This window comes from Methanothermobacter sp. (assembly GCF_030055435.1).
Taxonomy (GTDB): Archaea; Methanobacteriota; Methanobacteria; order Methanobacteriales; family Methanothermobacteraceae; genus Methanothermobacter.
The window spans coordinates 288342-300244 of record NZ_JASFYG010000002.1; the positions used below are offsets into that span (position 1 = coordinate 288342).

Consider the following 11903-nt stretch of genomic DNA (forward strand, 5'->3'; position numbering starts at 1 on the left):
ATATATAAATTGATCATGATCTGGTGGTTCAATGATAATCCGGAAAATAAGAAAAGAAAACCTCTCACAAAAGGTGATTGATGAGGCTATAGCTGTTATGGAGAGGGGTGGGGCAGTGATATATCCCACAGATACCATCTATGGTCTCGGTGTCAATGCACTTGACGGGGAGTCAGTAAAGAAGCTCTTCAGGATAAAGGGAAGGGCCCCTGATAAACCGGTATCCATATGTGTCTCAAAGGTGTCTGAGATACCAAGGTTCTCAAAACCATCAGAACAGGCCATGGAGATAATCAGGAGGATATTACCGGGCCCCTACACGGTTTTACTTGAGAAGAAGAAGCTGGTGCCGGATATTCTCACAGGAGGATCATCAAAGGTGGGTATAAGGGTTCCTGATGATGAGGTATGCAGGAGGATATCAGCAAAGTTTCCTGTGACTGCCACGAGTGCCAATATATCAGGTAGGCAACCATCAGGGAACCCCCATGATATAATTGGGGATCTGGATGTTGACCTCATGCTTGATGCAGGCGAATGTGATAGCACTGAACCATCCACGGTTGTTGATCTTACAGTTGAACCACCCGCTGTTCTAAGGATAGGTAGGGGGGACCCTGAAGTTATCCACAGGATTTTCAGGTGTATAGGATGAGGACCCTTATGGAGCTAGGTGAAAACGAAAGGCTCACCACTGGCTCATCCATTGACTCCATACTTGGAGGGGGTGTTGAGAGGAGGACCATTACCCAGTTCTATGGGCCTCCAGCTTCTGGCAAAACCAACATCGCAATTAAACTTGCAGTTGAAACCTCAAAGAGAGATAAAAAGACAGTTTTTATAGATACTGAGGGCGGAATTTCTGTTGAAAGAATAAGACAGGTTTCAGGATCTTCATTTGAAAGAGTTGCCGATAATATAATAGTTTTTGAACCATCTAGCTTCACAGAGCAGGGTGAGGCCATTCAAAGAACACTGAATGTCCTAAAAAACCATGGGGAGTCAGTTGACCTTGTTGTACTTGATTCCGCAGTGGCCCTATACCGTCTAAAGGAGGGTAACGGATCTAATTTCAATGTTGATCTTGGAAGACAGCTTTTCCTTCTTCTGCAGATGGCAAGAAGATTTGACCTTGCAGCGGTTATAACCAACCAAATATATTCCCTGAGGGGAGATGATGGGGTGGAGAGGGTGAGTCCCGTTGGCGGGACCCTCCTGAGGTACTGGTCCAAAACAATTGTTGAACTTGAAATGGGTGATAGGCCAGGTGAGAGGGTTGCTATACTCAGAAGGCACAGAAACAGGCCCGAAGGTTTGAGGACCAGTTTCAGGATAGTTCCTGAGGGTATTGTCTGAGCTTGAGAGATTTTAATTTTTCCAGGATAGGTCTTCTATTAATAGTCTGGCGGGGCGCCGGGGGGTTAATCTGCGCCTTAAGGTAGGATATGGGTCCTGAATTTTATTACAGAATCTCTTGTGCTGAACAAAGTTTATTAAGTGGTTTGTTTAATATGATATAGAACACGGTAATAGTGTGGCCTATGGTTGAGGTTCAGCCTCGGGTAGATAAGAGAAGCCTTCTTCTCTTTCATTAGTATACTCTGGTGCTGATGTGATAAAATGATTTCTCCTAAAAAATATGCTAAAGCCGCAAAAGTGCCGCCAAACGGCTTTAAAACTTCAAATGAGTTTTTTAACTATGTCTTCAAGGACAAAGAAATGATATGGATGGGTCAGAACACCAACCATCTTCATGATCACTCTGAAATAGCGGAAGCCATGATTGATTGCATAAATGAGGGTAGTTACTGCAAGTATCCTCCCCCTGAGGGTTTCCCGGAACTCAAGGAACTTGTACTGAAGGATCTGGGACTGGGGGATGGATTTGAGGCCCTCATAACTGCTGGAGGTACAGAGTCCCTGTATCTATGCATGAATGATATTCTCAACCCTGAGGACAATGCCATAACATGTGATCCCGGTTACCTGATAATTGACAACTTTGCAAGCAGATTCGCATGCAGTGTCACGTCGGTCCCAATATACAGCAGTGAATGTGGATATAAACTGACACCTGACCTTGTACTTGAGAATATGGACAGCAACACCCGCATGATTTCACTCATTGACCCCCTGAATCCACTGGGATCATCATATACACTGGAGGAGATAAAGGCATTTGCAGACATCGCAGTGGACCATGATGTTTACCTTCTGCACGATATAACCTACAGGGACTTTGCACGGGAACACCACCTTGCGGCTGATTACGCCCCCGACAATACAGTTACAGTGTACAGCTTTTCCAAGATATGCGGGATGGCAGGTCTCAGGATAGGTGCAATTGTTGCAACTGAGGATATTGTTGAGTCAGTGAAGAGCATCGTTATAAATGACCTCGGTACAAATGTTGTGTCCCAGGCAGGTGCAATCGCAGCCCTCAAATCAAAGGACAGGTGGGTTGACAGGATACGGGATGTGACCTTCAGGAACCAGAGGATCATCAAGGATGCTGTTGAAGAGGTTGAAGGGGCATTTCTCCCGGTTTACCCCTCAAATGGTAATATGATGGCCATAGATATACATGAAACCGGGGTTAACCCAGTTGACCTTACAGACTACCTTCTTAAGAGGAAGATCTTTGTAAGGCAGGGCGCCTATACAAGCAAAATATTCGGGGACAGGTACATACGTCTCAGTTTCTCTATACCCACTGAACAGGTCGAGATATTCGCTGAGAACTTTGTGGATGTGATGGAGTTCCTGAGACCATCATAATTCCACAATTTTTAGTTTTTTAATCTGCCCCCCTTTTTTGGGGCTTTTATTGGCGGGACTGTTCGTTAGTATGGTTTTTATTCTTATGAACTGGTTTTTTTGAGGCTTTGATTTGGCGGATAATTCACTTTTCTCTTTTACTTAGATTAACTCATAGATGACTAGAGGTTTTTCATGGGGAAAATGAGGAATGGAAGGTGTTAGTTGATATCTCTTATGGTAATTTTGAAAGGGGGATTTTCATCTACTATTCTGTTTTCAGGTAATAGTATTCCCCCATCTCCTTCTGCTGCCTGTCAAGGAAACTTCCAGGCTTGTTGACACGCGGCCTTTTTGTTTCCTTATCCCTCCTGAATGTTATCCCTGTTTCCCTTAGGAATGTATTCATAGCTTCCCTGAGTTCTGTGGGGCTTCCTGCGCGTCCTTCAACTCCCGGTTTACCACTGAAGACCATGGCCCTGTCGGATATGTAGTCAATGAAGATTATGTCATGGTCAATTATCATGGCAGACGCATTCCTGCTTTCAATTATCCTTCTTATGGCCTTGGCTGCAAGCAGACGCTGTTCAACATCTAGGAAAGCTGTTGGTTCGTCCAGAACATAAAGTTCCGCATCCCGGGAGAGTGCAACTGCCACTGCAAGGCGCTGCAGCTCACCACCACTCAGCTCATTAACTGCTTTGTCAAGTATTTCCTCAAGATTGAATGGCCTCATGATCTCGCTTTTGAATAGCTTCGATCCATATGAGGGTGCATTTTCATACAGGAATTCCTCCACGGTACCACTATAATTCGATGAAAGATACTGGGGTTTGTAGGATATCTTTATCTTCCTCTTGACCTTGCCCTCATCCGGTTTTTCAACACCTGCAAGGATCCTTGCAAAGGTTGTTTTACCTATACCGTTTGGTCCAAAGGCAGTAACAACCTCGTTGAGGTATACTGTACCCTCCTCAACGTGAAGACTGAATGCTGGATGGGACTTTGTCATCTTTGAGTACTCCACGAGGACTTCGCCCTCCTCCTCGGCTCGTGGGGGTTTCACCTTGAATTCTATTTCATGATCACGGAATCTCACGTTCTCTTCCCTGAGGAAACCCCTGATGTAGGTGTTGATCCCCACCCGGACACCGCGGCGGTTGGATACAACACCATATCCTCCGGGTTTACCGTATAGTATGTGGACATAGTCTGACATTGCATCAAGGGCGGCCATGTCGTGCTCTATCACCATAACGGATTTCCCTGCCTCTGCAAGGGACCTTATGACCCTTATTGCATTGAGTCTCTGCCTCACATCCAGCCATGAGGTGGGTTCATCGAAGTAATAGAAATCTGCTTCACGTAGAGCTGCAGCTGCAATTGCCACGCTCTGGAGTTCACCTCCACTGAGGTTTGATATCTCACGACCCATTATCTCCCCAATCTCGAGGGTTTCAACTACTTCATCTGTTCTCTTCGAGCCTATACTCAGGAGAAGATCCTCAACCTTTCCCTTAACGTACTTTGGGATCTTATCCACCATCTGGGGTTTGTGCACAACTGTTACCTTTCCTTCACTGAGGTTCCGGAAGTAATTCTGCAGCTGGGATCCCCTGAAGTGGTTTATAATTTCATCCCAGTCTGGTGGGTCCTGGAAGTTGCCAAGGTTTGGCCTGAGTTCACCCGACAGTATCCTTATGATTGTTGACTTCCCGATACCGTTTGGACCTATCAGGCCGATCACATCCCCCTCTGTCACGGTGGGAAGGCCGAAGAGTTCAAACATGTTCTGTCCGTACCTGTGAACCGGGTCTTCGAGTGCCTCGGGAAGATTTATAACGCTTATGGCTTTGAATGGACACCTTTTTGTACATATACCACAACCGGAACACAGTTCCTCAGATATGAGGGGTTTCTTTGTTTTCTCATCAATGGTTATGGTATCCTCATCCATTCTAACTCCAGGACAGTAATCTATGCATACGTAGTTGCATTTCTTTGGCTGGCATCTATCATGATCGAGTATTGAAATTCTGGTCAATTCTATCACCATTAGTTGAGGATGAAAATTCAGGTTGGTTGATTATGGTATTATGGTAATAAATAAATCATTCTCAGAAATTCAGTATGGGAAGGGTAATAAACAGTCAATGGTTACAGAGAAATCTTTGGAAGGATACAGAAATTTGACTTTTAAAATAAAAATAGAATGGCCATCTATAGCTTTTTAACGGCCAGTTCTATGTCTGATGCTTTAACAGTTTTTCTGCCGGCGTGTTTTGCTAGTTTAACAGCTTCTGCTGCTATTTCTTCGCCTTTATCTTCCAGAATTTTTGCAAGTGTTTCCCTTGCGTCATCGCTTATTCTCTGGGCACCGGCATTTTTTATTATTCTCCCAACTGGTGCTATTGGTAATTCGGCCATAATATCACCTCAATTCTATATTTAACCAAATACTATTTAAATTTATCGATTTTTCGGCATTATTTTCCATCCATATCATGATTCTCTACTTCCCAGCCTTGCAGATTTTCACTGTAACACTGGCACCAACCTTCTGGTTTGGAGGGGCACCTCCAGTTGAGGTGCGCATGAGATGGACACTGATGACTTTTCATTTTTTTAGCGCTGGAAACAGTTATTAGTATAAACCAATATAGACCCGGATGGTGGGAAAATGAAACAGGTCATAATAGTGAGGTCTGATCTGAAGATGGGAAAGGGTAAAATAGCAGCCCAGGCCTGTCATGCTTCTATTGGTTCATTCAAAAAAACAGATCCTGATAAAATCAGAAGATGGGAAATTGATGGTTCAAAGAAGGTTATAGTTTCAGTTAAGAGCCTTGATGAGCTCCTGGAGATATACGAATCTGTGAAGGAGTCTGGAATCTCATACTATCTTGTGAGGGACGCCGGTCATACCCAGATACCTGCAGGCACCATCACATGCCTGGGCATAGGGCCCGATGAGGATGAGAAGATAGATAAAATAACAGGCGACCTCAAACTTCTCTGAGGCTGAAATAGGTGATATTATGGACTGGGTTGTTAAGATAGGGGGTAGCCTATTTCCCAAACACGCAGCAGAACTTCTTAAAAGCCTTGAGGGAACGGGCACAGCTGTTGTGTGCGGTGGGGGAGATTTTGCAGATAGAGTGAGGTACTATGACCGGATTCTAGGATTTTCTGAAAGCGCAGCCCATGATTCAGCGATACTCTGCATGGATATTACTGGAAGACTGCTTTCTGATCTATGTGAATCTGCTGTTCCAGTGAGGACACTTGGGGAGTGCAGGGAGGCAGCCGGGAGTGGTCTGACACCTGTAATCCTGCCATCTGAACTCCTCTGTTTTACTGATCCTGTGGAACACTCATGGAGGGTGACCTCGGATTCCCTCTCACTCATAATAGCACACATGCTCGGGGCGAAACTTTTAATAGCAACAGATGTAGATGGTATATATACTGAGAGGCCACCTGCCAGTGATGCTAAACTTATAAATGAGATAAGTGCTAAAAACTTACTATCTTTTGGTGAGACATCAGTGGACGAAGCACTACCTGAACTTCTCATTAAACTGAAAACTGATTGTTATGTTGCAAACGGGAAGTTTCCCGAAAGGGTGCTGTCCATTTTAAGGGCAGGTGCTTCAGAAGTTATATGTACAGTTATAAGAGGTGATTAGATGACAAAGATAGAATGCACATCCTGTAAACAGGAGATACCTCTAGTTGAAACCTATGTGAAATTCGAATGCCCCATGTGCGGTGAGATGATCTACAGGTGCCAGAAGTGCAGGACTTTCGGACACACATATCGCTGTAGCTGTGGATTCGAGGGACCATAGGAAAAATATATAAATTAGTATTACCCAATTCTATGTGGAGGTATTTCATGGGAGATGTAGTGGCTACCATAAAGGTTATGCCTGAAAGTCCAGAGGTGGACCTTGAGGCACTCAAGAAGGAAATTGAATCAAGGATACCCGAAGGTACTGAGCTTCACAAAATAGATGAGGAGCCCATAGCATTTGGCCTCGTTGCCCTCAATGTGATGGTTGTTGTGGGCGATGCCGAGGGCGGAACCGAAGCTGCTGAGGAGAGCCTCGCGGGTATTGATGGTGTCAGCAACATAGAGGTAACAGATGTGAGAAGGTTAATGTAGCTCCCCTTCCCGGGTGATTGGGATAACAGATATCCTTTTTGCCTGTTTTCTTGGAATCATCACTGGCATATTAACGGGCCTAATTCCCGGCATCCATGTTAATACTGTGGGAGCATTCATTTTCGCATCATCAACCCACATTCGTGTATCTGAGGAATTCCTCGCTGTTTTTTTATTATCACTTTCAGTGGCACACGCCCTTCTTGAGTTCATACCATCAGCGCTTCTTGGGGTACCCGATGAGGGAACAGCCATCTCTGTCCTCCCCTCTCACAGGCTGGTGCTTGAAGGTAGGGCAGGGGAGGCCATAAGGGCGGCCACGGTTGGTGGTGTTGGAGGGATCCTCATCACAATAATCCTCCTACCATCACTCTTCCTGATTTTACCACCACTATACGATTTCCTCAGACCCCATATATGGTTAATTTTAATTCTGGTATCTGTTTACATGATAATAAAACTCAGCAGAAATTTTGAGGCCTTAATCTGGGCTTCGGCGCTTTTTCTCTTCTCAGGTGCAATGGGCTGGCTCATGTTTCAGACGCCCATATCACCGGGTCTTGGGCTCATGACACTTTTTACAGGGTTTTTTGGACTCAGCACCCTCCTTTACAGTTTAAATTCAGCATCAGATATTCCTGAACAGGGCAGAGTTCATTTCACAGAGTTCAGCATGAACACCTTGAGGTCGGTGTCTGCAGGTGGGCTGGCATCTGTTTTACTGGGGTTTCTCCCGGGATTTGGACCGGCCCAGGGCGGGATGATAGCAGCCTCCCTCACAGGTTCAGGGGGTGAGGATGCACCTGAGGATTTCATCATGGCAATTTCAGGTCTGAACACATCAGACGCCCTCTTCTCGCTCCTCACACTCTACCTCATAGGAAACCCCAGAAGCGGCATTGCGGTCTACATTTCAGAGATTGTTCAGGATGTCACCATGGCCCATCTCATGCTCTTCATATCAGCGTCTCTCCTTGCGGTCTCTGCCGCTGCAGTAGCCTCCATAAAGCTGGGCGATCATCTTGCATCTAGCCTCTCAGGTATCAACTACAGAAGGGTATCGGCCTGTGTAATGCTCTTTATTGTGGCATCCATCTTCTTTTTCGCCATCATGGAGGGCGCAAATCTGCTGTTCATTTCAGTGGCGCTCCTTACATCCACTGCCTTTGGGATCATCCCCCACTGTGCAAGTATAAGTAAGTCCCATCTCATGGGGGTACTTGTGCTTCCTGCAGTGGTTATTTACATGGGAATTTAAGTTTCAATCATCTGATAATATCAGTTAAAAATGGGCCTAAAAACAACCAGATTCTGGAGATTCCATGTCTCTGAGGGTCACTGAATCAGCAGGATCCTCTCTGCCAGTTTTCCTGCAGCATCAAGGAACTCCTTTACATCCACACCAGGAAATGGATCCACAATACATAGGTCAAATTTTTCATCCAGTATTTCAGGCAGTTTTCTGATATCCTCAGAGTATATTCTGAATCTTTCCTTCCTGAAGCCATTGATCTGAAGGTTCAGGTGTGTCATCTCACATGCATCCCTCCAGATGTCATTGAAGACAACCCTATCTGCACCTGCCATCAGTGCAAATATTCCCAGGGTGCCGGGGCCGCAGGTGGCGTCCAGAACAGTCTCTGGACGAATTGATAGGATTTCCCTGGCAGCAAACTCTATTTTTTTGTTTTTACGCCCTGAAAATTCTATGTGAAGCCTGCTCTGCCTCCTGTATATGGACATTGAACCTGCAGGAGTCTCTATGATGTCACACCTCATATCACAGCCTGCAAGAAGATCGTATACCTCTGGAATCCTGTATGAATCAATAACCCCCGGTGTCACTGAGGGATCACCCCTTATGACACCCTTAACCTCAGGCACATCGTTTATTATCAGCTCTGCAGCCTCCACACTGGCACCGGGTGTTAGGAGAACAAGTGAGTCCGCGGGCAGGAAGGGGGCCGATTTAAGGGGAAATGCGGGAGTTATGAGCGGAACACCGGCGTCCCTCAACCTGGAATTTTTTGGGATGACCCCATTCTCTATAAGGATCATGGATACCTGTGCCATTACAGAATCAAGGTGCCTTCTGCCACATTCACATTCTTCAAGTGCCGATTCAGTCACCTGTTCCATTATGGGCCTGAACTTCCTGAAGCCAGGGTTTATACAGCCCTCACAGGGATCATAATACCCTTCCAGTTCATGCTTGTTATGTGCGCGAAAAACCTCCCCACAGACGGGACACCTTGCTGACATACACTTAAATATTATCCTCCACATATTAAAAGATGAGTAACATGAGGGACAAGAGGAAGGAGATTCTGAGGGAGATTCTCGGAGAATTCGCAGCGGATGAGGAAGCGACTCCAAGGGAAGAAAAAAGGGAGAGACCTGCGGAATCGGAATTCAAGGTTGAAAAGGTGCTTGAAAAGCCAGCACCGAAGCCCGCACCCCGTGGTCCCGATATAAAGGATGTTGAAATCATCGAGGGAGACCTCATACCCAAATACAAGGTATCCCTTCCAAAGTTCTCTGAGAAGGAAAGGGAACTCCTCAACGAGATCCGTGAAAAACTTGTTGAGGTTGCGGTATCTAAGGGCGAGGATTTCAGGATAGATGAATCCACCTTCATGTCGGAGGTTAAGGAATTTCTCAGGATGAAGGGGGTTCGTAATGTCGATAAGCTTGCCAAGCAGATCTCCCAGGAGATGCTGGGATACGGGGAACTTGACCCACTCATCAAGGATGATGACCTAGAGGAGATAATGGTAATCGGTGTCAACAAACCCGTCTTTGTTTACCACAGGAAGATGGGTATGATGATAACCAACGTGGTCTTCAAGAATGATGATGATATAAAGGCCATCATCGACCTCATTGCAAGGCAGGTGAACAGGCGTATAGACCAGCAGACACCCATACTGGATGCAAGGCTGCCTGACGGCTCAAGGATCAATGCAACCATACCACCTGTATCTCCAGACGGGTCGACACTCACCATACGAAAATTCAGGAAGGACCCCTTCACAGTTGTTGACCTCATCAACTTCAAGACCATGTCCTCTCATCTTGCAGCCTTCCTGTGGGTCTGCACTGATGGGCTTGGGGTGAAGCCATGCAACGCCATAGTCGCTGGGGGTACAGGTTCAGGTAAAACAACGACCCTTAACACAATATCAGCATTTGTACCCCCAACCGAGCGTATCATAACAATTGAGGATACACTGGAACTTCAGCTACCCCACACCCACGTCCTGAGGATGGAGACAAGACCACCAAACATAGAGGGTAAGGGTGAACTGGACATGGACACTCTGGTTAAGAACTCCCTCCGTCAGAGGCCCGACAGGGTGATCGTCGGGGAGGTCAGGGGTGGAGAGGCGATAACACTCTTCACAGCCCTCAACACGGGACACAGTGGGTTTGGAACGCTTCACGCGAACACAGCCAGGGAAACAATAACCCGTCTCATAAACCCCCCCATGAACGTGCCGAGGATAATGATACCCGCCCTCGACTTTATAATCATGCAGAACAGGATGTACCGGCCCGAAGGGGGTTCCATAAGGAGGATAACAGAGGTTGCCGAGGTTGTGGGCATGGAGGAGGGCAATGTTCAGCTCAACAGGGTCTTTGAGTGGAACAGCGTAACAGATAAGGTGGAATACGTTGGAATAGCCAGTCAGACCCTCAGGGAGATAGCTGAACTCAGAGCCATAAGCATAAATGAGATAGAGGAGGAGATCGAAAGGAGAAGACTCGTCCTTGAATACCTGGCCGATGAGAACATAAGGTCCATAGATGAGGTGGGACACTACATAAATGAGTACTACCGGGACCCGGACGGTGTTCTTGACAGCATACTCTGAGGGCAGATACAATGGTCTCAATCAGGGATATATTCGATAAACTTGGGGGACTCACCCTCACATCCACGAAGAAGGTGGGTGAGGGCGTTCAGAAGCCCGTTAAGAAGATAGGTGAGATAAAGCCAAAGGCTCCCCCAATTGGAAAACCAGGGGGGATCCTGAAGAGAGAACCTGGAAAACCCAGGTCAGGTTTTCTCTCAAGGAGGGGGTCAGCGAGGGTTATAAGCAGGATGAAGATGACCCCTGAGGAGATAGAGGTATTCAAGGGGCTTATAGAGGCAGATAAGAGGCTCGAAGAGAGAGGGGAGGACAGAGCAACCCGTGAAAGCTTTCAGAGGGCGTCCCTTGAGGAGATACTGAAGGAGGAAGAGAAGGAGCAGCTCGACCCCAAACTCATAATGATACTTGGCGGGGGCTCAGGGGCGGTACTGCTGGTTGTGATGGTCATCCTTGGATTTGGGATCGAGATAGGCCTTGCAATGATGCTGGCCGTTCTATTTATGTCCATAATCATCATATTCCTCCCGAATCTTCAGAAGGGAAAACGTTCAAGCGAGGCTTCCAGGGAGCTGCCTTTTGCACTCCGTCAGATGGCCACTGAACTCAAATCAGGGCTTGGACTCCATGATAGTATGCGTTCAGTTGCAATGTCCGGCTACGGGGCACTTTCTGAGGAGTTCGCAAGGACACTTGAGGAGATCAAGTATGGTGAGACCACTGAGAGCGCCCTTATTGAGATGAGTAACCGCATAGAATCCGATGGCCTCAAGAGGGCCGTATATCAGATCACGAGGACCCTCAACAGTGGTGGTGATCTATCCAAGACACTTAATGTTATTGCAGATGATATTGCATATGAGATGAGAATGAAGCTCAAGGATTATTCCCAGAAGCTCAACTCCTTCACCATGATCTACATGTTCCTTGCTATTCTGGGACCCGTTATATTCCTTGTAATGCTCCTGGCAGCGTCCACTGTTATGGGGTCAGTCCTTCCACCAATAGCCATTATACTGATATACCTCTTCCTCTTTCCGATGATGGTGGGGTTCATGGCCTTCATGATCAAGAGGCTTGAGCCAAAACTTTAGATGTACGGTGAT

At 46.4% G+C, this 11903-nt stretch carries 13 protein-coding genes; 10 read left to right on the forward strand and 3 right to left on the reverse strand.

Annotated elements, in window-relative coordinates:
• Positions 1 to 31: 31 nt before the first annotated feature.
• The 3 genes from QFX30_RS03260 (at position 32) to QFX30_RS03270 (ending at position 2778) form a co-directional block, all read left to right on the forward strand.
• On the forward strand, positions 32 to 655 hold the full coding sequence (locus tag QFX30_RS03260) for an L-threonylcarbamoyladenylate synthase (protein WP_300488142.1): 624 nt from the start codon (positions 32 to 34) through the stop codon (positions 653 to 655).
• The gene (gene radB / locus QFX30_RS03265) at positions 652 to 1356 is read left to right on the forward strand and encodes a DNA repair and recombination protein RadB (protein WP_300488145.1); all 705 of its coding nucleotides are present in this window, start codon (positions 652 to 654) and stop codon (positions 1354 to 1356) included. The genes QFX30_RS03260 and radB overlap by 4 nt, the downstream gene beginning before the upstream one ends.
• Positions 1357 to 1620: 264 nt before the next feature.
• Positions 1621 to 2778, forward strand: coding sequence for a pyridoxal phosphate-dependent aminotransferase (locus QFX30_RS03270; protein ID WP_300488148.1), 1158 nt, complete (start codon positions 1621 to 1623; stop codon positions 2776 to 2778).
• A 247-nt stretch (positions 2779 to 3025) separates the two neighbouring features.
• Here the strand turns inward: QFX30_RS03270 and QFX30_RS03275 are convergent, their stop codons facing one another.
• Together QFX30_RS03275 and hmtA2 are read right to left on the reverse strand one after the other, a co-directional pair.
• A complete protein-coding gene (locus QFX30_RS03275; protein WP_300488151.1) occupies positions 3026 to 4801 on the reverse strand; it encodes a ribosome biogenesis/translation initiation ATPase RLI in 1776 nt (591 codons plus the stop codon).
• 176 nt (positions 4802 to 4977) lie between these two features.
• Positions 4978 to 5184 (reverse strand): histone HmtA2, encoded by a 207-nt coding sequence (gene hmtA2 / locus QFX30_RS03280; RefSeq protein WP_013295109.1) that lies wholly within the window; start codon positions 5182 to 5184, stop codon positions 4978 to 4980.
• A gap of 253 nt (positions 5185 to 5437) precedes the next feature.
• On the opposite strand from hmtA2, the gene pth2 reads away from it, so the two are divergent.
• From pth2 to QFX30_RS03305, 5 genes are read left to right on the forward strand one after another with little or no spacing between them, the layout of a single operon-like run.
• Entirely contained in the window at positions 5438 to 5776 is a 339-nt protein-coding gene (gene pth2, locus QFX30_RS03285; RefSeq protein WP_300488154.1) for an aminoacyl-tRNA hydrolase, read from the forward strand.
• Between the two features lie 19 nt (positions 5777 to 5795).
• The gene (locus QFX30_RS03290; protein ID WP_300488156.1) at positions 5796 to 6446 is read left to right on the forward strand and encodes a delta 1-pyrroline-5-carboxylate synthetase; all 651 of its coding nucleotides are present in this window, start codon (positions 5796 to 5798) and stop codon (positions 6444 to 6446) included.
• Entirely contained in the window at positions 6447 to 6608 is a 162-nt protein-coding gene (locus QFX30_RS03295) for a zinc finger domain-containing protein (RefSeq protein ID WP_300488159.1), read from the forward strand.
• Positions 6609 to 6655: 47 nt separating this feature from the next.
• A complete protein-coding gene (locus tag QFX30_RS03300) occupies positions 6656 to 6925 on the forward strand; it encodes an elongation factor 1-beta (RefSeq protein WP_300488162.1) in 270 nt (89 codons plus the stop codon).
• A 22-nt stretch (positions 6926 to 6947) separates the two neighbouring features.
• Positions 6948 to 8183, forward strand: a complete 1236-nt coding sequence (locus QFX30_RS03305; protein ID WP_300488258.1) for a tripartite tricarboxylate transporter permease — start codon at positions 6948 to 6950, stop codon at positions 8181 to 8183.
• Positions 8184 to 8260: 77 nt separating this feature from the next.
• On the opposite strand, the gene QFX30_RS03310 is transcribed toward QFX30_RS03305, so the two are convergent.
• On the reverse strand, positions 8261 to 9187 hold the full coding sequence (locus QFX30_RS03310) for a 50S ribosomal protein L11 methyltransferase (RefSeq protein WP_300488165.1): 927 nt from the start codon (positions 9185 to 9187) through the stop codon (positions 8261 to 8263).
• Positions 9188 to 9228: 41 nt separating this feature from the next.
• On the opposite strand from QFX30_RS03310, the gene QFX30_RS03315 reads away from it, so the two are divergent.
• Both QFX30_RS03315 and QFX30_RS03320 read left to right on the forward strand, forming a co-directional pair.
• Complete coding sequence (locus QFX30_RS03315) at positions 9229 to 10800, forward strand: ATPase, T2SS/T4P/T4SS family (protein ID WP_300488167.1); 1572 nt, start codon at positions 9229 to 9231, stop codon at positions 10798 to 10800.
• 11 nt (positions 10801 to 10811) lie between these two features.
• Positions 10812 to 11891, forward strand: a complete 1080-nt coding sequence (locus tag QFX30_RS03320; protein WP_300488170.1) for a type II secretion system F family protein — start codon at positions 10812 to 10814, stop codon at positions 11889 to 11891.
• Positions 11892 to 11903 lie beyond the last annotated feature (12 nt).